The organism is Azospirillum lipoferum 4B, assembly GCF_000283655.1.
Lineage (GTDB): Bacteria > Pseudomonadota > Alphaproteobacteria > Azospirillales > Azospirillaceae > Azospirillum > Azospirillum lipoferum_C.
The window spans coordinates 179,695-204,503 of sequence record NC_016622.1 but is presented as its reverse complement, the minus strand read 5'-3'; the positions used below and the strand labels follow the sequence as shown (position 1 = coordinate 204,503).

22 protein-coding genes are annotated in these 24,809 nt (G+C 65.4%); 18 read left to right on the top strand and 4 right to left on the bottom strand.

From position 1 onward, the window contains the following. The first annotated feature begins 179 nt into the window (after window positions 1–179). A complete protein-coding gene (locus AZOLI_RS00875; protein ID WP_014246683.1) occupies window positions 180–1,334 on the top strand; it encodes a DUF2336 domain-containing protein in 1,155 nt (384 codons plus the stop codon). Between the two features lie 161 nt (window positions 1,335–1,495). Here AZOLI_RS00875 and AZOLI_RS00870 read toward each other — a convergent pair whose 3' ends face one another. Then, a complete protein-coding gene (locus AZOLI_RS00870) occupies window positions 1,496–1,990 on the bottom strand; it encodes a hypothetical protein (protein ID WP_014246682.1) in 495 nt (164 codons plus the stop codon). A 270-nt stretch (window positions 1,991–2,260) separates the two neighbouring features. On the opposite strand from AZOLI_RS00870, the gene mdh reads away from it, so the two are divergent. The 7 genes from mdh to frc all read left to right on the top strand — a co-directional run bounded on the left by mdh (window position 2,261) and on the right by frc (window position 12,338). Further along, on the top strand, window positions 2,261–3,229 hold the full coding sequence (gene mdh, locus AZOLI_RS00865) for a malate dehydrogenase (RefSeq protein ID WP_012975134.1): 969 nt from the start codon (window positions 2,261–2,263) through the stop codon (window positions 3,227–3,229). A 133-nt stretch (window positions 3,230–3,362) separates the two neighbouring features. Further along, the gene (gene sucC, locus AZOLI_RS00860; RefSeq protein WP_014246681.1) at window positions 3,363–4,559 is read left to right on the top strand and encodes an ADP-forming succinate--CoA ligase subunit beta; all 1,197 of its coding nucleotides are present in this window, start codon (window positions 3,363–3,365) and stop codon (window positions 4,557–4,559) included. A 1-nt stretch (window position 4,560) separates the two neighbouring features. Beyond that, entirely contained in the window at window positions 4,561–5,436 is an 876-nt protein-coding gene (gene sucD / locus AZOLI_RS00855) for a succinate--CoA ligase subunit alpha (RefSeq protein ID WP_014246680.1), read from the top strand. Window positions 5,437–5,727: 291 nt separating this feature from the next. Next, window positions 5,728–8,682, top strand: coding sequence for a 2-oxoglutarate dehydrogenase E1 component (locus AZOLI_RS00850; protein WP_014246679.1), 2,955 nt, complete (start codon window positions 5,728–5,730; stop codon window positions 8,680–8,682). 40 nt (window positions 8,683–8,722) lie between these two features. Then, complete coding sequence (odhB, locus tag AZOLI_RS00845) at window positions 8,723–9,967, top strand: 2-oxoglutarate dehydrogenase complex dihydrolipoyllysine-residue succinyltransferase (protein WP_014246678.1); 1,245 nt, start codon at window positions 8,723–8,725, stop codon at window positions 9,965–9,967. A 575-nt stretch (window positions 9,968–10,542) separates the two neighbouring features. After that, window positions 10,543–11,016 carry a PAS domain-containing protein gene (locus AZOLI_RS00840; protein ID WP_014246677.1) on the top strand — a complete coding sequence of 158 codons (474 nt, stop codon included), beginning with the start codon at window positions 10,543–10,545 and terminating at the stop codon, window positions 11,014–11,016. Window positions 11,017–11,087: 71 nt separating this feature from the next. Then, on the top strand, window positions 11,088–12,338 hold the full coding sequence (gene frc, locus AZOLI_RS00835) for a formyl-CoA transferase (RefSeq protein WP_014246676.1): 1,251 nt from the start codon (window positions 11,088–11,090) through the stop codon (window positions 12,336–12,338). A gap of 535 nt (window positions 12,339–12,873) precedes the next feature. Here the strand turns inward: frc and AZOLI_RS00825 are convergent. Then, the gene (locus AZOLI_RS00825; protein WP_014246674.1) at window positions 12,874–13,293 is read right to left on the bottom strand and encodes an HRDC domain-containing protein; all 420 of its coding nucleotides are present in this window, start codon (window positions 13,291–13,293) and stop codon (window positions 12,874–12,876) included. 298 nt (window positions 13,294–13,591) lie between these two features. Here AZOLI_RS00825 and AZOLI_RS00820 point away from each other — a divergent pair, with 298 nt between their 5' ends. The 4 genes from AZOLI_RS00820 (at window position 13,592) to AZOLI_RS00805 (ending at window position 16,645) form a co-directional block, all read left to right on the top strand. Next, window positions 13,592–14,638, top strand: coding sequence for a hypothetical protein (locus tag AZOLI_RS00820; protein ID WP_014246672.1), 1,047 nt, complete (start codon window positions 13,592–13,594; stop codon window positions 14,636–14,638). Window positions 14,639–14,825: 187 nt separating this feature from the next. Continuing rightward, on the top strand, window positions 14,826–15,131 hold the full coding sequence (locus AZOLI_RS00815) for an STAS domain-containing protein (protein WP_014246671.1): 306 nt from the start codon (window positions 14,826–14,828) through the stop codon (window positions 15,129–15,131). A gap of 22 nt (window positions 15,132–15,153) precedes the next feature. After that, window positions 15,154–16,377 (top strand): PP2C family protein-serine/threonine phosphatase, encoded by a 1,224-nt coding sequence (locus AZOLI_RS00810; protein ID WP_014246670.1) that lies wholly within the window; start codon window positions 15,154–15,156, stop codon window positions 16,375–16,377. 55 nt (window positions 16,378–16,432) lie between these two features. After that, window positions 16,433–16,645, top strand: coding sequence for a hypothetical protein (locus AZOLI_RS00805; RefSeq protein WP_014246669.1), 213 nt, complete (start codon window positions 16,433–16,435; stop codon window positions 16,643–16,645). A gap of 175 nt (window positions 16,646–16,820) precedes the next feature. Here AZOLI_RS00805 and AZOLI_RS00800 read toward each other — a convergent pair whose 3' ends face one another. Beyond that, a complete protein-coding gene (locus AZOLI_RS00800) occupies window positions 16,821–17,294 on the bottom strand; it encodes a ferritin-like domain-containing protein (protein WP_014246668.1) in 474 nt (157 codons plus the stop codon). A gap of 178 nt (window positions 17,295–17,472) precedes the next feature. On the opposite strand from AZOLI_RS00800, the gene hrpB reads away from it, so the two are divergent. The 3 genes from hrpB to AZOLI_RS33790 all read left to right on the top strand — a co-directional run bounded on the left by hrpB (window position 17,473) and on the right by AZOLI_RS33790 (window position 21,196). Further along, on the top strand, window positions 17,473–20,037 hold the full coding sequence (gene hrpB / locus AZOLI_RS00795) for an ATP-dependent helicase HrpB (RefSeq protein ID WP_014246667.1): 2,565 nt from the start codon (window positions 17,473–17,475) through the stop codon (window positions 20,035–20,037). Between the two features lie 638 nt (window positions 20,038–20,675). Further along, window positions 20,676–21,041: an HVO_A0114 family putative DNA-binding protein gene (locus AZOLI_RS00790; protein ID WP_014246666.1), complete on the top strand. Its 366-nt coding sequence runs from the start codon at window positions 20,676–20,678 to the stop codon at window positions 21,039–21,041. A 62-nt stretch (window positions 21,042–21,103) separates the two neighbouring features. Then, window positions 21,104–21,196, top strand: coding sequence for an ATP-dependent helicase C-terminal domain-containing protein (locus tag AZOLI_RS33790; protein ID WP_162487933.1), 93 nt, complete (start codon window positions 21,104–21,106; stop codon window positions 21,194–21,196). 180 nt (window positions 21,197–21,376) lie between these two features. Here AZOLI_RS33790 and AZOLI_RS30895 read toward each other — a convergent pair whose 3' ends face one another. Then, a complete protein-coding gene (locus AZOLI_RS30895; protein WP_081505945.1) occupies window positions 21,377–23,131 on the bottom strand; it encodes a GIY-YIG nuclease family protein in 1,755 nt (584 codons plus the stop codon). A gap of 560 nt (window positions 23,132–23,691) precedes the next feature. Here AZOLI_RS30895 and AZOLI_RS30890 point away from each other — a divergent pair. The 3 genes from AZOLI_RS30890 to AZOLI_RS00785 all read left to right on the top strand — a co-directional run bounded on the left by AZOLI_RS30890 (window position 23,692) and on the right by AZOLI_RS00785 (window position 24,807). Beyond that, a complete protein-coding gene (locus tag AZOLI_RS30890) occupies window positions 23,692–23,865 on the top strand; it encodes an antitoxin (RefSeq protein WP_085938465.1) in 174 nt (57 codons plus the stop codon). 165 nt (window positions 23,866–24,030) lie between these two features. Next, window positions 24,031–24,126, top strand: a complete 96-nt coding sequence (locus tag AZOLI_RS33090; protein WP_343206307.1) for a type II toxin-antitoxin system RelE/ParE family toxin — start codon at window positions 24,031–24,033, stop codon at window positions 24,124–24,126. Window positions 24,127–24,486: 360 nt separating this feature from the next. Beyond that, the gene (locus AZOLI_RS00785; protein WP_014246661.1) at window positions 24,487–24,807 is read left to right on the top strand and encodes an XRE family transcriptional regulator; all 321 of its coding nucleotides are present in this window, start codon (window positions 24,487–24,489) and stop codon (window positions 24,805–24,807) included. The last annotated feature ends 2 nt before the right edge of the window (window positions 24,808–24,809 follow it).

Sequence of the window (24,809 nt, the reverse complement as noted above, 5' to 3'; positions counted from 1 at the left end):
AATTAGGGGGGCGTTAACCAGGGGGGCGTTTCGATGAAGCCTATGATCCCACCGCTGCCGCCACGGCCCCGCCGCGGCACAACCAAAAGGCTCAAGGTCCGGTGACCGCCCGGCGCTCCCCTTCCCCCCCCTCCCCCCGTCTCCCGCCGGAGACGGACTGCGGGGTCGCGCCCGAACTGATGGACTATCTGTTCGCCGAGTCGCCGGACACCACAGCGCCAGCGTCACCAGCTTCACCAGCGTCACCGGCCCAACCCGGCCGCAGCGTCGCCCGCCAGGTCGGCGACGTGCTGGTCGAGTCGCGGCTGGCGGGCATGGGCGATGCCGACGTCCGCTCCACGCTGGCCCGCAAGCTCTGCCGCCTGTTGCCCGACCTGCCGCCGGGCGGGGCCGACACCGTCAGCACCGTCGCCGTACGGGCGCTGGAACAGCTGGCCCGCGACCACGTCGTCCGCGTGCGCGAGGCGTTGGCGACGGCGATCAAGGACATCGCCTGCGCGCCGCCTGCGGTGGTTGCGACGCTGGCGCGCGATGTCGAGCGATCGGTGGCCGAGCCGGTGCTGCGCTGCTGCGCCGCGCTCAGCGACGAGGATCTGCTGGACATCGTCGCCGCCGCGCCCGCCGGCTGGGCATTGTCGGCCATCGCCCGGCGCCACAGCATCGGCGCCGCCCTGTCCGACGCCATCGCCGGCAGCGGTCATGCCGAGGCGACCGGCATCCTGCTGGACAACAGCGGCGCGGTGATCGCCGAACCGACGCTGGAATCGCTGGTGGAACAGTCCGCCCACCATCCCGACTGGCGGGAGAAGCTGTCCCGCCGCCCCGCCCTGCCCCGCCGGCTGGCGATGCGGCTGGCCGATTTCGTCGATCTGGCGGTGGTGGAGCATCTGCGCCGTCGCCCCGACTTCGACGATGCGACGGTGGCGGAGATCGCCGCCACCACCCGCCGCCGCATCGACTGGGCCGAAGCCCCGGAAGCCTCCGAGTCGCCGGAACGCCGCGCCGTCCGCCTGCACCGACTGGGCAAGCTGGACGAGACCGCTCTGGGCGACGCGATGTCGTGGAACGAGGCCGGATTCGTGCGGGCGGCTCTGACCTTGCGCGCCCGCGTGGCGCCGGAGGTGGTGGATCTGATCCTGGACGCCCACGATCCGCAGGCGGTCACCGCGCTGGTCTGGCGTGCCGGCCTGTCGATGCGCTGCGCCATGCAGATCCAGGCCCGCGCCGCCGGCATCCACCCGCGCGCCATGCTGAACGCCCGGCAGGGCAGCGGCTTCCCGCTGTCCCCCGCCGAGATGGCCCGACACCTGGAACGCTACGGCATCGGGCCGTAGGGGCGTTATGCCCCTCCCTGACCCTCCCCCGCCCTCGGCCGGCTGAAAGCCGGTCTGATCGTGGGAGAGGGGACTGCCGCAATCTTACCCTCCACCGCTGAAGGCGGGGGAGGGAGGGACCCACGCGCAAGCGTGGGAGGGAGGGGGCAACGAGTACGCCCTTACTGCACGCCCCCGCGCGGCATCGGCTGGCGCGGCGTGGCGCGGCCGGTGTGCGGAACCGGGGTGTCGGGCGAGACCTCCTTGTAATAGGGGCCGCGGTCGGTCGGCCCTTCCATCGCCTCGGCAGGCGTGACGATCTGCTCGCCGGTGCCGGCGTCGAAGGCGATCAGCGCCTGCTGGCGCACCTTCAGACAGGCTTCGCGCTTGGCCGCCATCTCGGCCGACTGCGACCCGTCGAGCGTCACCAGCGGCAGCACCCAGTCCGCCCGCTGGTCGGCCGGAATGGAGGTGTAGACATAGTTGGCCAGCGGCCGGCAATAGGCGGCGCTGGCTTCCGCAGCGGCGTCCACGATGGGGGCGGCGGCGATGGCGGCGGTGTAGTCGCCAACGGTCTGCGCCTGGGCGCCACCGGCAACCACGGCAACGGCGATGCCGGCGCCGAGCGCCAGCGACATGGCCGGACCGGGAATGATACGGGCCGCAAGTTTGGCCATAAACGCTCTCCTTCGACCATATTCGAACAAGGTGAGGACCGGACGCGAACCATACGTATAAAGCGGAACGGTCCCTGTGTTGGAAAGGATCATCGGGGGTGCGACGCAAAGCTGCAATGCCCCGCTTGCGGTCACGCTTGCCCTCCGCGACAAAACGCGCTACCTACGCTTCCGAAATCTCGGGGCGCTGGATCCCTAAGACGTTAGAATGACCAACGGTTCTAGTCTCCCGCTGAATGGGGGACGCTCAAACGTTTTAGGGAACGCTCCATGGCTCGCAAGAAGATTGCGCTCGTCGGTGCCGGCCAGATTGGCGGCACGCTGGCTCTGCTCGCTGCTCAGAAGGAACTGGGCGACGTCGTCCTGTTCGACATCGCCGAAGGCATGCCGGCCGGCAAGGCGCTGGATCTCGCCGAAACCTCCCCGGTCGAGGGCTTCAACGCCAGCCTGACCGGCGGCAACGACTATTCGATCATCGAGGGTGCCGACGTCGTGATCGTCACCGCCGGCATCCCGCGCAAGCCGGGCATGAGCCGCGACGACCTGATCGGCATCAACAGCGGCGTCTGCAAGACCGTCGGCGAGGCCATCGGCAAATACGCCCCGAACGCCTTCGTCATCGTCATCACCAACCCGCTCGACGTGATGGTGTGGGTGCTGCAGCAGGCGTCCGGCCTGCCGCCGGAGCGCGTGGTCGGCATGGCCGGCGTGCTCGACTCGGCCCGCTTCCGCTACTTCCTGGCCGAAGAGTTCAACGTCTCGGTCGAGGACGTCACCGCCTTCGTGCTGGGCGGCCACGGCGACACCATGGTCCCGCTGGTGCGCTACTCCACCGTCGCCGGCATCCCGCTGCCCGATCTGGTCAAGATGGGCTGGACCACGCAGGAGAAGCTTGACGCCATCGTTCAGCGCACCCGTGACGGTGGCGCCGAGATCGTCAAGCTGCTGAAGACCGGCTCGGCCTTCTACGCCCCGGCCGCTTCCGCCATCCAGATGGCCGAGTCCTACCTGAAGGACCAGAAGCGCGTCCTGCCGGTCGCCGCCCACCTGAGCGGCCAGTATGGCCAGGACGACCTCTACGTCGGCGTCCCGACGATCATCGGCGCCGGCGGCGTCGAGAAGATCATCGAGATCGAGCTGAACGACGAAGAGAAGGCGATGTTCCAGAACTCCGTCGACGCGGTGAAGACGCTGGTCGACGTCGTGAAGAAGCTGGACGCCGAAAAGGCCGCTTCCTAAGGAACGGACTTGCGCGGTCTCCGGCGCCGTCCCGGCCCGTATTCCGGGTCCGGGACGGCGCCGGTGGTGCGCCCGTCTTGTCCTTCAGTCGACCCGTTCTCGTCAGCCGAACCAAAAAACAGATGGACGCCCGATGAACATCCATGAGTACCAGGCGAAAAGCCTGCTGAAGAAGTACGGCGTCGCGGTTCCCCGCGGCGGCGTTGCCTACACCCCGCAGGAGGCCGAGACGGTCGCCCGCGAGCTGGGCGGTCCGGTCTGGGTGGTGAAGTCCCAGATCCATGCCGGCGGCCGCGGCGCCGGGCGCTTCAAGGACAACCCCGAGGGCAAGGGCGGCGTCCGCGTCGTCAAGTCCATCGAGGAGGTCGGCAAGAACGCCGCCGAGATGCTGAACCACGTTCTCGTGACCAAGCAGACCGGCGCGGAAGGCCGCGAGGTCAAGCGCCTCTATGTCGAGGAAGGCGCCGACATCAAGCGCGAGCTGTATCTCGGCATGCTGATCGACCGCGCCACCGGCCGCGTGACGATCATGGCCTCGACCGAAGGCGGCATGGAGATCGAAGAGGTCGCCCACAACACGCCGGAGAAGATCGTCAAGGTCGCCGTCGACCCGGCCACCGGCATCCAGGGCTACCACACCCGCAAGGTCGCCTTCGCGCTGGGCCTGGAAGGCAAGCAGGTGGGATCCGCCGCCAAGTTCATCCAGGCCGCCTATCAGGCCTTCGTGGACCTGGATTGCGCCATCGTCGAGATCAACCCGCTGATCGTCACCGGCTCGGGCGACATCCTGGCGCTCGACGCCAAGATGAACTTCGACGACAACGCGCTGTTCCGTCACAAGGACGTGGAAGAGCTGCGCGACGAGGCCGAAGAGGATCCGGCGGAGATCGAGGCGGCCAAGCACAGCCTCAACTACGTCAAGCTCGACGGCAACATCGGCTGCATGGTGAACGGCGCCGGTCTGGCGATGGCCACCATGGACATCATCAAGCTGTATGGCGGCGAGCCGGCCAACTTCCTCGACGTCGGCGGCGGCGCCACGAAGGAGCGCGTCACCGCGGCCTTCAAGCTGATCCTGTCCGACAGCAACGTCGAAGGCATCCTGGTCAACATCTTCGGCGGCATCATGCGCTGCGACGTGATCGCCGAGGGCGTGGTCGCCGCGGCCCGCGAAGTGCACCTGCATGTTCCGCTGGTGGTCCGCCTGGAAGGCACCAACGTCGATCTGGGCAAGAAGATCCTGGCCGAATCCGGCCTGCCGATCCTCTCGGCCGACAACCTCGCCGATGCCGCCGAAAAGGTGGTCAAGGCCGTGAAGGAGGCCGCGTAACATGGCTGTTCTCGTCGATAAGAACACGAAGGTGATCTGCCAGGGCTTCACCGGAGCCCAGGGCACCTTCCACTCCGAACAGGCCATCGCCTACGGCACCAAGATGGTCGGCGGCGTCACGCCCGGTAAGGGCGGCGCCAAGCACCTCGACCTGCCGATCTTCGACACCGTGTCGGAAGCGGTGGAGAAGACCGGTGCCAACGCCAGCGTGATCTACGTGCCGCCGCCCTTCGCCGCGGACGCGATCCTGGAAGCCATCGACGCCGAGATCCCGCTGGTGGTCTGCATCACCGAAGGCATCCCGGTGCTGGACATGGTCCGCGTCAAGCGCGCGCTCGACGGTTCCAAGACCCGCCTGATCGGCCCGAACTGCCCCGGCATCATCACGCCGGACGAGTGCAAGATCGGCATCATGCCGGGCCACATCCACAAGCGCGGCAAGATCGGCATCGTGTCGCGCTCCGGCACGCTGACCTATGAGGCCGTCGCGCAGACCACGGCGGCCGGCCTGGGCCAGACCACCTGCATCGGCATCGGCGGCGACCCGGTCAACGGCACCAACTTCGTCGACAGCCTGGAGCTGTTCGTGAAGGACCCGGAGACCGAGGGCATCATCATGATCGGCGAGATCGGCGGCGACGCCGAAGTCCGCGGCGCCGAGTTCATCAAGGCGTCGGGCACGAAGAAGCCGGTCGTCGGCTTCATCGCCGGCCGCACGGCTCCTCCGGGCCGCCGCATGGGCCATGCCGGCGCGGTGATCTCCGGCGGCAACGACACCGCCGACTTCAAGATCGACTTCATGAAGTCGGTCGGCATCGCCGTCGCCGACAGCCCCGCCAGCCTGGGCTCCACCATGCTGAAGGTGTTCAAGGGCTGATCGCCTGCGGACGCCGCCTCACCGCGGCGTCCGCGGCCTTGCGCCTTTGAAGGAGAGGAAGACGGGCGGGACGCCGCGGCGCCCCGCCCGCCGCCCCTCGCACCTCCGGGCGGCCCTCTTGGACGGACGGTCCTGGGGACCCATATGCAAACGCCGACGGCGCGGCTGTGCGTCGACGGCTTTGTCGGCGGCGCTCACCCGTCGGCGTTTGCACATGGGGATCCAACCCCGTCCCCTTCATCCACACGAAATTCTCCCACAGGGACCCGGGTCCACGCCCGAGGTGAAACCATGTCGGCAAATCTGGAACAGACCTCGTTCCTCTTCGGCTCGAACGCCGGTTACGTCGCCGAGCTCTACGCCAGCTATCTGTCCAACCCGGCCGCCGTCGATCCCAGCTGGAACAGCTTCTTCCAGGATCTGGACGAGGATTCGCGCGCCGTCCTGGACGAGCTGCGCGGCGCGTCCTGGACCGTGTCCGATCTGGAGGACCCCAAGGCCAAGCGCGACCCGGTCGCCGAGAGCTTCATCGTCGGCGCTCCCAACGGTGCCGCCGCCAATGGCGCCGCCGCCGCGATGAACGGTCCGGGCAACGGCGCCATGCTGTCCCACGCCCAGCAGGTCTATGGCGGCATCAGCCCGCAGCAGCTGCGCGCCGCCACGCTGGACAGCATCCGCGCCCTGATGCTGATCCGCGTCTTCCGCGTCCGCGGCCATATGAACGCGCATTTCGACCCGCTGGGCCTGGAAAAGCGCGAGCCGCACCCGGAACTGGATCCGGCGACCTACGGCTTCGGCCCGGACGACCTCGACCGTCCGATCTTCCTGAACTATTCGCTCGGCCTGGAAACGGCGACGCTGCGCCAGATCCTCGACATCCTGCACAAGACCTATTGCGGGACCATCGGCGTCGAGTTCATGCACATCCAGGATCCGGAAGAGAAGGCCTGGATCCAGGAGCGCATCGAGGGCGGCCGCAACCACACCGACTTCACGGTGAACGGCAAGCGCGCCATCCTGGAGCGCCTGACCGCGGCCGAGGGTTTCGAGAAGTTCCTGCAGCTGAAATACACCGGCACCAAGCGCTTCGGCCTTGAGGGCGGCGAGTCGATGATCCCCGCGCTGGAGCAGATCCTGAAGCGCGGCGGCCAGCTCGGCCTCAAGGAAGTCGTCGTCGGCATGGCCCACCGCGGCCGTCTGAACGTGCTGACCAACTTCATGGGCAAGCCCTTCTCCGCCGTCTTCTCGGAGTTCCAGGGCAACCCGTCGAGCCCGCAGGACGTCCAGGGTTCGGGCGACGTGAAGTACCATCTCGGCACCTCGTCGGACCGCGATTTCAACGGCAACATCGTCCACCTGTCGCTGACCGCCAACCCGTCCCACCTGGAATGGGTCAACCCGGTCGTGCTGGGCAAGGTGCGCGCCAAGCAGCAGCAGCGCCGCGACCTGGAGCGCGAGCAGGTGATGGGCGTGCTGATCCACGGCGACGCCGCCTTCGCCGGCCAGGGCATCGTGGCCGAGACGCTGGGCCTGTCGGAGCTGCGCGGCTACCGCACCGGCGGCACCATGCACTTCATCATCAACAACCAGATCGGCTTCACCACCAACCCGACCTATTCGCGGTCGGGCGTGTACTGCTCCGACATGGCCAAGATGGTGCAGGCGCCGATCTTCCACGTGAACGGCGACGATCCCGAAGCCGTCGTCCATGTCAGCCGCATCGCCATCGAGTTCCGCCAGAAGTTCAAGCGGGACGTCGTGATCGACATGGTCTGCTACCGCCGCCACGGCCACAACGAGGGCGACGAGCCGGGCTTCACCCAGCCCATCATGTACAAGAACATCCGCGCCCACGCGACGACGCGCGAGCTGTATGCCAGGCAGCTGGTGAGCGAGAACGTCATCACCCAGGCCGAGGGCGACCAGATCACCCAGGACTTCATGAAGAAGCTGGAGGGTGAGTTCGAGGCGTCCAGCACCTACAAGCCGAACAAGGCCGACTGGCTGGAAGGCAAGTGGGCCGGCCTGCAGGCGCAGGGCGCCGATTCGCCCCACCGCGGCGAGACCGGCGTGGACATCGACACGCTGAAGCAGATCGGCTTCAAGCTCTGCGAGTACCCGAAGGACTTCGCGATCAACTCCAAGATCGCGCGCCAGCTGGAAGCCAAGAAGAAGACGCTCGAATCGGGCGAAGGCATCGACTGGGCGACCGCCGAGGCGCTTGCCTACGGCACTCTCGTCGCCGAGGGCACCGGCGTCCGCCTGTCGGGCCAGGATTCCGGCCGCGGCACCTTCTCGCACCGCCATGCGGTGATGTACGACCAGAACACCGAAGAGAAGTACATCCCGCTCTGCCACGTCAGCCCGGATCAGGCGACCTTCGAGGTCCATGACAGCCCGCTGTCGGAAGCCGCGGTCGTCGGCTACGAATACGGCTATTCGCTGGCCGAGCCGCACAATCTGGTCCTGTGGGAAGCGCAGTTCGGCGACTTCGCCAACACCGCGCAGACCATCATCGACCAGTTCATCTCGTCGGGCGAGTCCAAGTGGCTGCGCATGTCCGGCCTGGTGCTGCTGCTGCCGCACGGCTACGAAGGCCAGGGTCCGGAACACTCGTCCGCCCGTCCGGAACGCTTCCTGCAGATGTGCGCCGAGGACAACTGGCAGATCTGCAACGTGACGACGCCGGCCAACCTGTTCCACGTCTTCCGCCGCCAGATCCGCCGCAGCTTCCGCAAGCCGCTGGTCCTGTTCACGCCGAAGTCGCTGCTGCGCCACAAGCTGTGCATCTCCGACCTGTCGGAGATGGGTCCGGGCAGCACCTTCCACCGCGTGCTGGGCGAGACCGCCAACGATCTGGCCGCCAACGACAAGATCCGCCGCATCGTGGTGTGCTCCGGCAAGGTCTATTACGACCTGCTGCAGGAGCGTATGAGCCGCGGCATCAAGGACGTGGTCATCCTGCGCCTGGAACAGCTCTACCCGTTCCCGAAGGATGCTCTGGCGGCCGAGTTCGCCAAGTATCCGAACGCCGAGCTGGTCTGGTGCCAGGAAGAGCCGGAGAACCAGGGCGCCTGGCATTTCGCCGACCGCCGCCTGGAAGCCGTGCTGAAGGACGTCGGCCACAAGGCCGGCCGCCCGTCCTATGTCGGCCGCCCGGCCACCGCCTCGCCGGCCACCGGCCTGCTGAAGCGTCACAACCAGGAGCAGGCCAAGCTTCTGGACGAAGCCCTGACGGTCCGCTGACCATCACCCAAGCGAACAAGAAGACGAACGAGGATAAAAAATGGCTACCGACATCAAGGTCCCCACGCTGGGTGAGTCCGTCTCCGAGGCGACGGTCGCCCGCTGGCTGAAGAAGGCCGGCGAGGCCGTCGCCATGGACGAGGCGCTGGTCGAGCTGGAGACCGACAAGGTCACGCTTGAGGTGAACGCCCCGGCCGCCGGCGTGCTGGCGGAAATCGTCGCTCCGGACGGTGCGAACGTCGAGGTCGGCGCCCTGCTGGGCGTCATCAACGAGGGCGCCAGCGCCGGTGCTGCCCCGGCCGCCGCCGCTCCGGCCGCTGCCCCGGCCCCGGCTGCCGCCCCGGCCCCGGCCGCTGCCCCCGCCGCCGCCACTCCGGGCAACCTGGCCGCTTCCGGCCCGGCCGCCCGCAAGCTGGCGGATGAGAAGGGCATCGACGGCTCGTCCATCGCCGGTTCGGGCAAGGACGGCCGCGTGACCAAGGGCGACGTGCTCGCCGCCCCGGCCGCCAAGCCGGCCGCTCCGGCCCCGGCTCCGGCGCCGAAGATGGTGTGGGCCGCCGGCACCCAGGGCGACCGTCCGCGCGCCGCTCAGGAAGAGCGCGTCCGCATGACCCGCCTGCGCCAGCGCATCGCCGAGCGCCTGAAGGAGGCCCAGAACTCCGCCGCCATGCTGACCACCTTCAACGAGGTGGACATGTCGGCGGCCATCGCTCTGCGCGCCGAGTACAAGGACTATTTCGAGAAGCGCCACAAGGTGCGGCTCGGCTTCATGTCCTTCTTCGTCAAGGCCGCCGTCCAGGCCCTAAAGGAGATCCCGGCCGTCAACGCCGAGATCGACGGCACCGACATCGTCTACAAGAACTACTATGACATCGGCGTCGCCGTCGGCACGCCGCAGGGTCTGGTGGTTCCGGTCGTCCGCGACGCCGACAAGCTGGACTTCGCCGGCGTCGAGGGCACCATCGCCGCGCTGGGCAAGAAGGGCCGCGACGGCAAGCTGTCGATGGACGAGCTGACGGGGGGCACCTTCACCATCTCCAACGGTGGTGTCTACGGCTCGCTGATGTCGACCCCGATCATCAACCCGCCGCAGTCGGCCATCCTCGGCATGCACAAGACGATGGACCGCGCGGTCGTCGTCGGCGGCAAGATCGAGGTCCGCCCGATGATGTACCTGGCGCTGTCCTATGACCACCGCATCATCGACGGCAAGGAAGCGGTCACCTTCCTCGTCCGCATCAAGGAGCTGATCGAGGATCCGCGCCGCCTGCTGCTGGACGTCTGAGACCAACGAGGCAAGGGAGGGCTCCGCCCCTCCCTTGACCCACCCGTCCAGGGGCATTGCCCTTGGAACCCTGAAGGGGCGCCGCGAGGCGCCCTTTTTCTTTTTGCACTCCCCCGCTCCAATCTCAGGAAATCCCCCTCTCCCCGGGGCTATGGCATTCACACAATTCCGGGCATCGCTAAGCTTCTGAGACAAAAGGAACTTTGCGTCATCCCCGCGAAGGCGGGGATCCAGGAAACTCCGCAGATCAGCGGCGGATGTGGCTGGATTCCCGCCTTCGCGGGAATGACGGCCGACAAAATTGCATTATTTCAACGTCTTAAGTGACGCTGAGATGTGTGAATGCCATAGCCCCCCGGGGAGAGGGGATCCCTCGGGTATGGCAAGGCGCGCGCTCCCTCCCCCGAAAGGTTCGCCGGAACAACAGTCCGCAGAGCGCGCGAATCCTCTTGCCGGAGACATGGTATCTGGTATACCGTATCGATAATGTCAGTGCGACGGCGACTTACGGGCCATCGCCGCACCGGCTCCCCCGGTGCCCAATCCAAGAGGGGGCGGGCGCCAAGGAGATCGACATGAACGAGAAAACGGCAGCGGGTTCGCCTGCGGTTGTGGATTGCCAGCAGCTGGTGGCGGTGATCGGCGATGCCGTCATCGTGTCCGACCCGACCGGCGCCATCATCCTGTGGAATGCGGCGGCGGAACGGATGTTCGGCTTCACCGCCGACGAGGCGATGGGCAAGTCGCTCGACATCATCATTCCGGAACGCCAGCGCCAGCGTCACTGGGATGGCTACGAAAAGACCATGGCCACCGGCGAGACCCGCTACGGCCATGACCTGCTTCGGGTTCCGGCGGTCCACAAGGACGGGCACAGCCTGTCGATCGCCTTCACCGTCGCGCTTTTGCGCGGGACCGACGGTGCGGTGACCGGGATCGTCGCCATCGTGCGCGACGAAACCGCCCGCTGGACCGAAGAACGGAAATTGCGCCGCCGCCTCAGCGAACTGGAAGCCGCCGCCCAAGCCGGTGCGGCATCGGCCGGATGAGTGCCGCGCGGACCATAGGGCAGATCCAAGAGACAAACGGAAACAACGCGAATAAAGGGAGTGTTGCAGTCATGACCAAGCCGCTCGAAGGCATCAAGATCATCGACTTCACCCATGTGCAGGCCGGCCCCGCCTGCACCCAGCTTCTGGCCTGGTACGGCGCGGACGTGATCAAGGTCGAACGTCCGGGCGCCGGCGACGTCACCCGCAGCCAGCTGCGCGACATCCCGGGCGCCGATGCGCTCTATTTCACCATGCTGAACAGCAACAAGCGCTCCCTCACCCTGGACACCAAGACCGCCGAGGGCAAGGAAGTCCTGGAGCGTCTGATCAAGGAATCCGACGTCCTGGTGGAGAATTTCGGCCCCGGCGCGCTCGACCGCATGGGCTTCAGCTGGGACCGCATCAAGGAACTGAACCCCGGCATGATCGTCGCCTCGGTCAAGGGCTTCAGCGACGGCCACCATTACCAGGATCTGAAGGTCTATGAGAATGTGGCCCAGTGCGCCGGTGGCGCCGCCTCGACCACCGGCTTCTGGGACGGCCCGCCGACGGTGTCGGCCGCCGCTCTCGGCGACAGCAACACCGGCATGCATCTCGCCATCGGCATCCTGACCGCGCTGATGGCCCGCACCAAGACCGGCAAGGGCCAGAAGGTCGCCGTGTCGATGCAGGACAGCGTGCTGAACCTCTGCCGCGTCAAGCTGCGCGACCAGCAGCGCCTGGACCGCGTCGGCTATCTGGAGGAATACCCGCAATACCCGCACGGCAAGTTCACCGACGTGGTTCCGCGCGGCGGCAATGCCGGCGGCGGCGGCCAGCCGGGCTGGGTGCTGAAGTGCAAGGGCTGGGAGACCGATCCCAACGCCTACATCTACTTCACCATCCAGGGCCATGCCTGGGCGCCGATCTGCAAGGCGCTGGGCCGTGAGGAGTGGATCGACGACCCGGCCTACAACACCGCCGAGGCGCGCCAGGACAAGATCTTCGACATCTTCGCGATCATCGAGGATTGGCTGAAGGACAAGACCAAGTTCGAGGCCGTCGACATCCTGCGCAAGTACGACATTCCCTGCGCGCCGGTGCTGTCGATGAAGGAGATCGCCAACGACCCGTCGCTGCGCGCCAGCGGCACGGTGGTGGAGGTCGACCACAAGGTGCGCGGCAAGTACCTGACCGTCGGCAGCCCGATCAAGTTCTCCGACATGACGGTCGAGGTCACCGGCTCCCCGCTGCTCGGCGAGCACACCGACGAGGTGCTGGCCCAGCTCGGCTACAGCAAGGACCAGATCGCCGCCATGCACCAGGCCAAGGTGGTCTGAGGCACTTTGCCTCCACCCTAGCCCTCCCCCGCTTCGCAGGGGAGGGTCGGGGGGCAAGCGACACAACCACTCCCCACAAACAAAAACGGCGCCCCATCCGGGCGCCGTTTCCTTTTCCCGAACCTTCCGCCCCTCACGCCTTCCCGCCACCGTCGAGGTCGTCCAGGATCTGGTCGGCGCGGTTGGTCAGGGTGCGGGCCAGCCGGGCGTAATGACCGTCGCCCGTCACGCGGGCCCGGCTGGCCGCTTCCGCACCCAGCTGTGCCAGCTCATGCGCGATCTTCCGGTAATCGGGCTTCCGGTAATGGGGGGACCCACAGTCCGGACTCCCGTTCCACGCCGCATCGGCTACGGCACCAGCCTTCGGAGGTTCCTTCGAGGCCACAACCACCCCACCCGCTGATTGCATCGCGAAGATGCGATCCTGGCACGGCGGGGTTCGGGCTCCAACCGACGCTTACGGCAGGGCGGATGCAGCCTTTGGGTGTGGCCCACCCGACCGAAGCGGATAGGCAGCCACCGATCGATCCGCCGATCAGTCGTCGATCAGCAAATCCAGCGTGGAGCGCACCACCTGCACGATCTCGCCGCCATGGGGCGCGGCGCCCAGGCCGCGGGCGTTCATGATGATCGACAACTCGTGCTCGGTCGTCGGGGCGAAGCGTGCGATCTCCGACACCAGATCGTCCGACAGCACGGCGTCGCGCGTCACCCCGGCCTGGACCGCGGCCTTGTCGCGCCAGCCGTTCAGGGCGGCGGCGATGGCCGCCTCGATCTGCTGCGATTCCTCCTTGCGGCGGAGATCGGTGAACAGCACCAGCACGCGCCACGCGCCGTCGGCGTAGGCTGTCTCGATGCGCTGGACCTCGACCGTCCGCAGGAAGGCGGAGAGCTGCGTCTGCGCCTCCTCGGCGGTGGCGTCGGGAATGGTGAAGGTGCGGATTTCGGTGCTCATCGCCAATCCTGCTGTGAGGCCGTCCTGTCGGGCTCGGATCCTACACAGGATTGGCGCGTTCGGCAAACTGCGACCCTGCCGCAGGGGTGTTCCGGCCCCTTGGGGATACCCCCAATTCCCCCATGCCGATTTTCCTCCCCCGCGCGTTGTGGGAGAAGCCGGGCGCTCTTCCGACGCGCCGGGCGTCCGACGGCGGCGCCCGCCGCATGGTCGCCCTGCCCCGAACGCAGTGCCCCGAACGCCCTGCCCCGAACACCGTGTCATGACTGCCGCACCATGACCGCCGTGGAGTCCACCGATGTCCGATCCGGAACCGCAAACCGCTGCCGAACACCCCACGTCCGAGCGGATCGCCGCGGAACCCAACCGCGGCCGGAGCCGCTGGCGGACGCTGGGCGCCGGGCTGCTGCTGGCGCCGCTGGCCTTGGGGGGATTGGCGGTGCTGGCGGTTCTGTGGAGCGGCACCCTGCTCTATGACCGGCCCTTCGCCTGGTACAACCTGAACCGCATCGGTGCGCTGGCCGACCGGGCGGCGCGGAGCCCCGACTCGGTGTCGGTGGTGGCGCTGGGCGACACCGCGCTGCGCGACGCCACCCTGGACGAGCGCGGCATGGCGGAGCTTGCCGCCAGGCGCGGCGTGGCGAACCTGGAATTCCTGCGCATCGTCCACCCTCAGGCCCAGTTCGCCGATTTCGAGCCGCTGCTCGACCGGCTGGTTGCGGTGAAGCCGACGCTGATCCTGATCGACCGCAGCCTGCTGACCGCCAGCCGCAGCCCGATGGACGAGCTGGAGCGTTACGGCCACGGCCTGATGAGGCTCTATCGCGGACAGACCCATGTGCAGGATCAGGTGGCGCTGCAGTACCGGCGCGGCTGCGGACCCACCCCGTCGGCATGGCTGACCGGCGGCACGCCCGGCGCCGTCACCGGCAGCTCCGCCACGGCCCGGCAGGTGCGCGCCTTCATCGACCGCGCCTGGGCCACCGGCATCCGCGTCGCCCTGATCGAGGTGCACAGCCGCCCCGCCCCGCATTCCACCGGCCCGGTCGCCGCCGCATCGGCCGCCGAGTCGGCCGCCAAGCCCGCCACACCCCTGCCGCTGTGGAACTATGCCGCCGGGCAGGACGATGACGGGATGGAGGCCTCCCTCGCCCCGGCCTGCCCCGACCGCGAGGCCGGCGCCGATGGCCGCAGCGCCTTCTCGGCCTGGCTGACCGGCGGCATCGCCGGGGCGGTCGCCGGCGCCCAGCCCGACCGCATGCCCGGCCGGGCGATCCCCGCCTCGGACCGGCAGCGGACGGCGTCCCACCGGAAGGCCGTCAGCGAGTCCGCGTCCCTGCCCTGATGGAAAGTTCCCCTCGGAAAACTCAATGTATAGAACACAAATAAGTTGAGTGATTTCATGTCGAGTGCAGCTTTTTGGCCGATCCATCATCAAAATGACATCCCCTCCCCCTAACATTCCGCAGCGCAGCACGTGCCGGTGAATGCCGCAACGTTGCTGCGGACCAGGAGCAAAGGGGAAAGCAGTGATGGATTTCACCGTCAGCGATGTCCACGACCTTACCGAGATCCGTCTGAGCGGCCGCATGACCTTCACCGACCACAATGCCTTCCGGTCGGTGATCGCGGCGATGGACCGGCCGGCCGGACACCGGGTGGTCTTCGACCTGTCGGACCTTGAGTTCGTCGATTCCACCGGGTTGGGCGTCTTCTTCATCGCGCACGACACCGCCCGCCGCAAGGATCTGCGGCTGGCGATGCAGGGTGTGCGCGATCAGGTCCACCGCGTCTTCCGTGCGGCCAACCTGCACGGGATCATCGCGGTTTCGGCCTGACCGGCACGACGGGGCGGATCCGATGGCTTCGGGACAGCTCTACGCGCTGGATCTCGGCCAGCCGCTGGGCGATCGGAAGGTGCTGATCGCCGACGACAGCCTGTATGACCAGCGCATCCTCAGCCGGTTCCTGCATTGGGCCGGCATCACGCGGATCGCCTGCGTCTCCAACGGGCCGGAGTTGCTGTCCTGCATCGGCGCCTTCGACCCCGACCTGCTGGTGTTGGACGCCGACCTTGCCGGTGCCGACGACCTTCTCGCCCTGTGCCGGGAGTTGCGGAGCAACCCGCGCTGGCATGACCTGCCCATCCTGGTGCAGGGCGCCCAGATGACCGACCAGATGCGGACCCTGTGCTTTCAGGCCGGCGCGACCGACCTGCTGGGCAAGCCGGTCAATCCCGGCGAATGCATCGCCCGCGTCCGCTATCATCTGGAACGCCGGTCGATGGTGCAGGAACTGCGCGCCTTCCGCGAGCGGGTCGGCCAGGATTTGGGACAGGCGCGGGCGATGCAGCTTTCGCTGGCGCCGGAGCCGCTGTGGCTGGAAGCGCTGGCGGACCGCCATCGCCTGGCCATCGCTCCGGTGTTCGAAACCTCCGACGAGGTCGGCGGCGATTTCTGGACCGCCTTCGAAATCGATGCCCAACGGATCGGCGTCTTCATCGCCGACCTGTCGGGACATGGCATCGCCGCGGCGATAAACGCCTTCCGGCTCCACACCCTGCTGACCCGCCAGCCGGTGGAGGAGTTGGCGGAACCGGCACGGCTTCTGACCAACCTGAACCAGCGCCTGTCCGCCATCCTGGCGCCCGGCCAGTTCGCCACCGCCTTCTACGGCGTGATCGACCGCGGCAGCGACCGCCTGCACTATGCGGGTGCCGGCGCGCCGCCGCCGTTGCTGGCGCGGTCCGGCGGGCTGAGCGCGCTCGATTCCTCCGGCCTGCCCCTCGGGATCCTGGAGGAGGCCGACTACGCCGCCCGCTCCGCCCCCTTCCGCGACGGCGACGCCCTGTTCCTCTATTCCGACGCCATGACGGAGGCGCAGGACGCCGCCGGCGCCATGCTGGGCGACGACGGGCTCGCCGATCTGGTGGCGCAGGCGCTGGCGGAAGCGCCGGGTTGGCCGCTTCTGTGGGTGATGACCCGCTTCACCGAGCGGTTCGGCACCCGGCTGTGCGACGATTTGACCGCCCTGTGGATCGCCCGGCAGGAGACGCCGGACCGCTTCTTTCCGCCTTCCGATTAAACCACTTTTTGTTTATGGTTTTGCGGTCGGGCGAGTCGCAACAGGAGACGGATGCATGGCTTCCATCATGATCAAGAAGGCCGGCGAAGGGCTGGTCTCGCAGGCCCACCGCAACGCCGACCTCGGCCCGACCAGCGGCAGCTCGGTCGTCTATGAAATCCAGAATGTGCCGGGCGATGTGACCGTCGACGACGTGATCGCCGCCTTCAAGACCTTCAAGCCGGCCGACAAGGTGTACGAGATCGACTGGTCCGCCCTGGCGAAGTGATGGAAAAGAAGCCCCTCTCCCCTTGCGGGAGAGGGGTTGGGGTGGAGGGGGCGCAAGCTCGGGATTTCCACCGGCCTCTGGCCGTCCCCCTCATCCCAACCCGCGGGTCGGCAAAACGCCGTTGGCGTTTGGCCGATCCCGCCCCGCAAGGGGAGAAGGGCTTTCAAGAGCACCCCTACCCCTGCAGCGCCGGATAGCGCTTGGCCCACACCTCCAGCTGGGCGACATGCTCGGCCTCTTCGGCGGCGAACTCCTCGGCCATCATGCGGACTTCCGAATCGGTGGTGGTCTTCGCCACCTCGGCGTAGAAGGCCAGTCCGCGCTTTTCGCTCTCCAGCGCCAGTTCCAGCGCGTATTCCACCGTCATCAGATAGTGCGAGCCTTCCATGGAGGCCGCTTCCGGGCTGTCGCCGTCCGGCCATTGGAAGTCTTCCGGCTTCAGGTCCGGGATCTGGCGGAAGCCCGACCGTTCCCGCGCCTCGGCCAGATGCATGCGCGAGAATTTCGCCATCTGGCCGAAGAAGGCCGCGACCTCCTGGTTGCCATAGGTCTTCATCGTCTCCGACAAATCGGCGAAGCGGTTGGCGGCGTCCTCCTCCAGCGCGCAGGCGTGGGCGAGGAACAGGGCGGCATCGTGGATATCGGTCATGGATCCCTTTGATGAGCGAATAAACCCGACGACCCCAAAACCATACAGTTTTTGCGGTCATCGGTCGCGCACCCTCGCCCTCTGCCCCGCCCCTTGCGACCTTTTGGCGCGTGCCGCCCCGCCAATCTCGCGAAATCCATTGCCTTTCGCCCCGGTTCGCGGCAGCAGACTCCCCCTCATGAGCAAGCCCGCCTTCCCCGCCCTGCCAATCGATCCCGTTCTCCCCGCCCTGTTGGAGGCGCTGGACCGCCGCGGCACCGCCGTGCTGCAGGCCCCGCCCGGCGCCGGCAAGACCACCCGCGTGCCGCTGGCCCTGCTGGAGGCGGCTTGGGCAAAGGGCCGCAAGATCCTGGTGCTGGAGCCGCGGCGCCTCGCCGCCCGCGCCGCCGCCCGCCGGATGGCGTCGATGCTGGGGGAGGCGGTGGGCGAGACCGTCGGCTACCGCGTGCGGCTCGACACCAAGATCGGCCCGAAGACGCGGATCGAGGTGGTGACCGACGGCCTGTTCCTGCGCCAACTGCAAGAGGACCCGGAGCTTCCCGCCGTCGGCGCCGTCCTGTTCGACGAGTTCCACGAGCGCGGCATCGACAGCGACCTCGCGCTTGCCCTGGTGCAGGAGGCGCGCGGCGCTCTGCGCGACGATCTGCGCCTCGTCGTGATGTCGGCGACGCTGGACGCCGCCCCGGTCGCCGCCCTGCTGGCCGATGGGCAAGGCCCGGCCCAGATGGTGACCAGCGAGGGCCGCGCCTATCCGGTCGAGACCCGCCACCTCGACGCACCCAGCCAAGGCACTCGCATCGAGGACGCCGTTGCCGCCGCCGTCCGCCGCGCGCTGCGCGAGGAGCCCGGCAACGCCCTGGTCTTCCTGCCCGGCGTCGGCGAGATCCGCCGTGTCCAGTCCCTTCTCGACCAGTCCGACCTCGGCCCGGACACCGTCATCGCCCCGCTCTATGGCGACCTGTCGGCCGAGGCGCAGGACCGCGCCATCTCCCCCACCCCGCCCGGCCAGCGCAAGATCGTGCTGGCAACCTCCATCGCCGAGACCAGCCTGACCATCGAGGGCATCCGCATCGTGGTCGACAGCGGGCTGATGCGGGTTCCGCGTTTCGACCCGCGCGGCGGCATGACCCGTCTGGCGACGGTGAAGGTCAGCCAGGCCTCTGCCGAGCAGCGCCGCGGCCGCGCCGGCCGTCTGGAGCCGGGCGTCTGCTACCGCCTGTGGCCGGAGGCGACGCACAAGGCGCTGGCCCCCTTCACCACGCCGGAGATCGCCGACGCCGACCTCGCCCCGCTGGCGCTGGAGCTTGCGGTGTGGGGAGTGTCCGACCCCGCCAGCCTGTCCTGGCTCGACCAGCCGCCTGCCGCGGCGATGGCCCAGGCGCGCGAGCTGCTGACCGGCCTCGGCGCGCTCGACCGGGCGGGATCCATCACCCCGCATGGCCGCCGCATGGCCGGTTTCGGCGTGCATCCGCGTCTGGCCCACATGATGCTGGCCGGCAAGGCGATGGGCCAGGGCGCGCTCGCCTGTCTGGTCGCCGCCCTGCTGGGCGAGCGCGACATCGTCCGCAGCCAGCCTGGGTTCCGCGACGCCGACCTGCGCCTGCGCGTCGATCTGCTGCGCGGCGAGGAGCGCGGCGGCCAGGGCGCGGCGCGCGGCCTCAGCGTCGACCGCGGCGGGGCGCAGCAAGCGGTGAAGCAGGCGCGGCAGTGGCGCCGCCAGCTCGGCGTGCGCGACGACGACGCGATGGACTCGAACGCCGTCGGCATCCTGCTGGCGCTGGCCTATCCCGACCGCATCGGCCAGCGCCGCCCCGGCGGCCAACCGGGCGGGGTGGCGGCGCAGTACCGCCTGTCGGGCGGACGCGGCGCCTATTTCCAGCAGGCCGAGCCGCTGTCGGCCGAGGAGTGGCTCGCCATCGCCGACCTCGACGGCGCCGCCCGCGAATCGCGCATCTTCCTGGCCGCCCCGGTCACGCTGGCCGATCTGGAGGAGAGCTTCGCCGACGACATCCGCACGGAGACCATCGTCGCCTGGGACGCCCGCGAGCAGGCGGTTCTGGCGCGGCGCCGCCGCATGCTGTTCGCCCTGATCCTGAAGGACGAGAAGCTGGCCAAGCCCCCGGCCGACGCGATGACCGCCGCGATGATCGAGGGCATCCGCGCGCTGGGCCCCACCTGCCTGCCCTGGACCGACGAACTGCGCAAATGGCGCACCCGCGTGATGTTCCTGCGCGCGCGGGAGGGCGATGCCTATGACTGGCCCGACCTGTCCGACGCGGCCCTGATGGACGGGCTGGAGGAGTGGCTGGCCCCCTTCCTCGACGGCGTGTCGCGCCGCGCCCATCTGGAGCGCATCGACCTGTCGAGCGCCTTGCGCGCCCTGCTGCCCTGGGAGTTGCGGACCCGCCTGGACGCCGAGGCCCCGACCCATGTCGAGGTGCCGAGCGGCTCCCGCATCCCCATCGACTATGACGGCGAGGAGCCGGTGCTGGCGGTTCGCCTGCAGGAGATGTTCGGCCTTGCCGAGACCCCGCGCATCGCCGGCGGCCGGGTTCCGTTGCTGCTGCACCTGCTGTCCCCCGCCCGCCGCCCGGTGCAGGTCACCCGCGACCTCGCGAGCTTCTGGGCGAATGCCTACAAGGCGGTGAAGGCGGATTTGAAGGGCCAGTACCCGAAACACCACTGGCCCGACAACCCGCTGGAAGCCGAGGCGACCGCCAGGGCGAAGCCGAGGGGGAGGTAACGGCCCGCCCCTCCCCTCCCCTCCGCAAACTTCCCCTCTCCCCCTGGGGAGAGGGTCAGGGTGAGGGGGCAGCAAAGGCGCCAGCCTTTGCCAGGGGATTGCGAAGGGGCAGCATGCCCCTTGGCGGCGCGCTATGGCGCGCCCGTCCACCCTCTCCCGCCCCGGGAGAGGGCGCGGAGCCGACGGCCGCAGGCCGGACGAGCACCGAAGGTGATCGTAGGCGGAGCGCAGTCGCGAGACTTGCAAGCGACTTTGGACCCACGCCGCAGGCGTCTACGGCATGCACAGATCTCAGCGTCATGTAAGGTATTGGAATAAAATTACTTCTTCGGCCGTCATTCCCGCGAAGGCGGGAATCCAGACTTGGCAAGCCTTTGCACTGGAAACTCTGGATTCCCGCCTTCGCGGGGATGACGGGAAGTTCCTTTCATTCCAGAGATTTAACAATGATTGGAAATGTGTGCATGCCGTAGCCACAGGCGTGGGGAGGGTGAGGGGCACCCCAAGACTCCCGAACCGCATGGCCCCTGCACCTCCAGCCAAAGCCGGGCGCAAATGCGATGGCCGCATCCCCTCGCCAAGCGCATATTAGATGCGCCTCACCGACCACCACGCCGAAGACACCAGGGAGCCCGACCATGCGAAGCTTGCATGATTTGCGCGACGAGATGCTGGCGGTCGCCCAGGGCACCCGCCCGGTTCCCCCGGTGCAGCCCGTGACGGATGGGGAGTCGGTCTCCGGCCTTCTCGGCGTGCTGACCCCGGCGAACCGGGCGTTGATGCACCTGATCGCCACCGAACGCCCGGAGACGGTCTCCCGCCTCGCCCAACTCGCCAACCGCGCCCAGCCCAACGTCTCCCGCGCTCTGCAAGACTTGGCGAAGCACGGTCTGGTGCGACTGGTCCGCGACGGCATAAGCATCCGGCCGGAACTGGTCGCGGCGGGAATCGATATCGATCTGGTGCGGGGGACTTGCCGGGCGGTGGCGGTGGCGGCGGAGTAAGGACCGGCTCTGCATCGCCAGTGCCGAGGTGAGTTGCCATTGCACCAATTGCTCGCCGCTCGATGCAGGTTACCCGCGAACTCGCGAGCTTCGGGGCCAACGCCTACATGGCGGTGAAAGCTGATTTGAAGGGCAAGTACCCGAAACAATACTGACCCAACAACTCGCTGGAAGCGGAACCCACCGCAAGGGCGAATCTGAGGGGGCGTTAGCTCTATCCCCATCTATTTCCACTCCACTTCTCCACCATCCATCCCTTCCCCAACTGGTTTTCCTCCCCTCCCCACCCGGAGAAGGGTTCAAGACAAGAGGCAACATAGGATTCTTCGAAAAGCCTATTGCTCATTTTCTAAACGCAGTAGCGCAGCCCTCTCTATTTCTGACTCAATGATTTTCTTTATCTTTCTATAGTCTACTAAAAAAAATTCGCGGGCATCATTTACACGGTATGGAGACAGCATTGCATGGACATTTTTCTCAAGCGCTTCTGGATCCTCATGCTTCCAGTACGAAACAACAACAAACGAGACAGGAACTCCTGTCGCCGACGATAGTTCTTTTGCTCTTTGCTTTGCGGTTCCGGATGTCCAACCTACTTTGTATATTTGTTCCTGCATAAGAGTACAGCGAAGGACATACAAAACACCACGATCTTCTTCGCCACCATCTTGAGAAGCTCCCATATTATTAATATCGATAATTTGTGTTGCATCTAAATATTGCTTCAGTTTTAGTCGAGCGGATGCTACAGACGACTTTACATAGATTGCCCTGTCACTCTCAGGTCGCTCACGCCACTTATTCGACGCTTTGATCCAAGTTTTTCCGCGAACAGAATTTCCGTTTTCATCATGACCAATACTATCGTGCGGCAGACGACGCCAGTATCCTTCTGTTTCTATTTGATAATGTGGTGTTATGTAGGATCGGATTACGGGATCATTAGAATCAGACACCTCTAAAGATGGAACATACCGAAAGCTCTTTGTAATTCCTCTACCTCCTTTTGGACTTTTCAACGAAAATTTTGTTCTATCGCAAAAACCTACAGAAGCATTTACATTAATTCTAAAGGAGAAATAACATGGGATTTGAAACATCGCTTCGACTAAGCCCCACATCACTGAGGCAGACTCTATACGATCATGCATCCCCTGAATAATCTTCTCTTTTTTATTACGATCACTCATATGAAAGAGAACATCCGGATCGTCACAAGTTATGGCAAAGCTACTCTTGGTTTCTGACATGTAGCACCTTGCAAGGTGTCTTCCTGTTTCGAGATTAGTCTCTCCAGCAATAATTGTTTTGGCTGCGGTCTGTGTGCCCTCCAAAGCAACAGGAGAACTTTCCACAGGACCGCTCTGCTTGATCATATCAGAGAGGAATTTTTCTTTATGATATGGAATGCATTCAATCTCGACCTCATCACGATCTTTTGCAAAATCATCCCACTCTTTTGCAGAAAAAACTTCTCCTCCAACCATGTACCAATACAGCGAGTTTCCATGCCTTACTATAGAAAATCCTGCAAATACAAATTCTCGACCATCTGAATTTAGAAAAGTGAAATCAAAAATATCACCATTCGGAGTGTAGTGAAAAACTCTTCCCTCTGGAATTTTTTTTAACTCAGTGAGTTCAAACTCCCCCGCATCTAATGAAGTTATGTAATCCATATAGTCAGTTACATTGAAGAGATGGTCAATCTCATGGGCAGGCTTAACGTAAGGAGCAAAGCTCTTTTCTATAAGGCTGATTTTACAAAAAGGCTCGAAATAGTTAAAACTGACCGGTTGCGTGTATATTCCGGATGAGGCGTACCTATTATTATATTCAATAGCAAGCTGCCTAAGAAATTGATCAACTGTATATCCAGCCCCAGAGCTGGATAAATCAACTAAGACTCTCATGTAAAATTCTGCAATTTTTCTCCCCCCAGCTTTTATTTTTCTTCTCTTCTTCCTTGATAGGCTTTCTATACGCCTATCTTTTCCATTTTCGTCCAGGTAAAACCTATGATCAACAGCGGCATGAGAAGGCACCTTTAACAAATCTTTGATTCGGTTAATCTGCTTTTCTGAGCCCATATTCGCAACCCTCAATTCCTATAGGAAGCCTGTTGCATTATGAAATTTAGTAGTTAAAATGCGGTTAGTATGTAAGGTTCATTTACTTCTCTCACACCAAAAAATTCGCAACACTGTTTTCCCCACTCAACGTTTGGCAATTCTGAAAATTTGTTCTTCGCCAAATTGATGCATATATTTCTATTAAATAATAAAATCATACCATGGCGCCTCAGCCAAAATCTTCTTAGATGGAGAATACGATTTCTCTGATACACTGGACCGAAACATCGACCCACATTTTAATACCTCCAGCTATGCTATGCTATGCTGCACTGCGCCCATTCCTCACCAGCGGAGGGAACCAAATGCCCCCGACAGTGGCGACCCGCCACCTGCATAACTCCTGGCGTCGCAATCTCCTACCCTCAGCCGCCCGACATTTTCTTTGCCTGGAATAAGAGTGTCAATCAAAGCCTCTCATAGGCAGGGCGAAATCAACGGCTTGAACCCGCAGAGGTGAGATTTTGATCCGCGGTCTACCTACGTTCGCCACATATATCCAGCACTTAAGGTGCCCCATGGCCGAGCCCGCAACAGCATTCGAACCGACCGATGACGATGCGCTTACACGCGCTGTTGCCGAGGCGCGCGCATTGGTTGCCGCCGGTCAGATTATTCCTCTGCGCGACGTTGCCGACTGGCTCGACAGTTGGGGCACGGCAGACGAGTGTCCTGCGCCGTCGTGGAAGTAATCTTCGCTCCGGCCGCCATTGCCGATCTGATCGCGATCCGAAGCTATATCGGCCATTTCAATCCCGCAGCAACCCGGCGGCTTTGCGCTCTGACTCAGAAGCCCTGCGCAAAGCCTCGCCGAATTCCCTGACCGTGGCCACCTTCGGCGAGACGGTGCGCGGGAACTGGTGGCGGTCCATCCCTATGTGATCGTCTATGACGTGACGCCGCCCCGCGTCACCATTCTGCGTGTCTGGCACGGGGCACAGAACCGCCCCTGACGCAGCCCCACCGGCAAGCCGCCACGTCTTTTCCACGCCTCCCTTACCGCCAACCGCCATCCATGATAGGACTATAAGCCTCAACCGCCCGAGGAATGTCCTGCATGCATCGCCAACGGTGCCACGCCCCCTTGCGCCCTCCCCTGCCCCGCCGGATGGAACAGTGAACAGCCCCCGGAAAACCGTTCCAATCTGTTCCAAACGTTCCATCCGACCACCGCAGGCCGGGTCGGGCGCCCCGGATGGAACAGTGAACAGCCCGCCGAACCCTGTTCCACGCTGTTCCACCCGCCCAACTCCGCCCCATAAACGAAACAGCCGCTATGACGACCATCTCTCCGACCTGAAAGGAGCCAGGCCATGACCGCGACGGTCCCGTTCGACCAGATCCTCTCCGAGATGACCGACGACGAGCGCGCCGCCGTGGACGCACGGGCCGCCGGGATGCTGGCCGAGATCGACGGATTGGCGGAACTGACCCAGGGTCAGGTTGCCGAAACCCTGAACGTGAAGCAGCCGACCGTCCACCAGATCGAGAAGCGGACCGACCTGTATCTGTCCACCCTGCGGCGCTTCGTGGAAGCCGCGGGCGGGGAGTTGGAATTGCGGGTTTCCCTGCCGGGAAAAGGGGCGTTCAAGCTGACGGGCATCGGGGAGTTGACCGCCGGTTCCCAGCGCTGAGC

Coding starts and splice junctions, on each gene's coding strand:
- AZOLI_RS00875 (WP_014246683.1), top strand. CDS start 180: ATGGACTATCTGTTCGCCGAGTCGCCGGACACCACAGCGCCAGCGTCA.
- AZOLI_RS00870 (WP_014246682.1), bottom strand. CDS start 1,990: ATGGCCAAACTTGCGGCCCGTATCATTCCCGGTCCGGCCATGTCGCTG.
- mdh (WP_012975134.1), top strand. CDS start 2,261: ATGGCTCGCAAGAAGATTGCGCTCGTCGGTGCCGGCCAGATTGGCGGC.
- sucC (WP_014246681.1), top strand. CDS start 3,363: ATGAACATCCATGAGTACCAGGCGAAAAGCCTGCTGAAGAAGTACGGC.
- sucD (WP_014246680.1), top strand. CDS start 4,561: ATGGCTGTTCTCGTCGATAAGAACACGAAGGTGATCTGCCAGGGCTTC.
- AZOLI_RS00850 (WP_014246679.1), top strand. CDS start 5,728: ATGTCGGCAAATCTGGAACAGACCTCGTTCCTCTTCGGCTCGAACGCC.
- odhB (WP_014246678.1), top strand. CDS start 8,723: ATGGCTACCGACATCAAGGTCCCCACGCTGGGTGAGTCCGTCTCCGAG.
- AZOLI_RS00840 (WP_014246677.1), top strand. CDS start 10,543: ATGAACGAGAAAACGGCAGCGGGTTCGCCTGCGGTTGTGGATTGCCAG.
- frc (WP_014246676.1), top strand. CDS start 11,088: ATGACCAAGCCGCTCGAAGGCATCAAGATCATCGACTTCACCCATGTG.
- AZOLI_RS00825 (WP_014246674.1), bottom strand. CDS start 13,293: ATGAGCACCGAAATCCGCACCTTCACCATTCCCGACGCCACCGCCGAG.
- AZOLI_RS00820 (WP_014246672.1), top strand. CDS start 13,592: ATGTCCGATCCGGAACCGCAAACCGCTGCCGAACACCCCACGTCCGAG.
- AZOLI_RS00815 (WP_014246671.1), top strand. CDS start 14,826: ATGGATTTCACCGTCAGCGATGTCCACGACCTTACCGAGATCCGTCTG.
- AZOLI_RS00810 (WP_014246670.1), top strand. CDS start 15,154: ATGGCTTCGGGACAGCTCTACGCGCTGGATCTCGGCCAGCCGCTGGGC.
- AZOLI_RS00805 (WP_014246669.1), top strand. CDS start 16,433: ATGGCTTCCATCATGATCAAGAAGGCCGGCGAAGGGCTGGTCTCGCAG.
- AZOLI_RS00800 (WP_014246668.1), bottom strand. CDS start 17,294: ATGACCGATATCCACGATGCCGCCCTGTTCCTCGCCCACGCCTGCGCG.
- hrpB (WP_014246667.1), top strand. CDS start 17,473: ATGAGCAAGCCCGCCTTCCCCGCCCTGCCAATCGATCCCGTTCTCCCC.
- AZOLI_RS00790 (WP_014246666.1), top strand. CDS start 20,676: ATGCGAAGCTTGCATGATTTGCGCGACGAGATGCTGGCGGTCGCCCAG.
- AZOLI_RS33790 (WP_162487933.1), top strand. CDS start 21,104: ATGCAGGTTACCCGCGAACTCGCGAGCTTCGGGGCCAACGCCTACATG.
- AZOLI_RS30895 (WP_081505945.1), bottom strand. CDS start 23,131: ATGGGCTCAGAAAAGCAGATTAACCGAATCAAAGATTTGTTAAAGGTG.
- AZOLI_RS30890 (WP_085938465.1), top strand. CDS start 23,692: ATGGCCGAGCCCGCAACAGCATTCGAACCGACCGATGACGATGCGCTT.
- AZOLI_RS00785 (WP_014246661.1), top strand. CDS start 24,487: ATGACCGCGACGGTCCCGTTCGACCAGATCCTCTCCGAGATGACCGAC.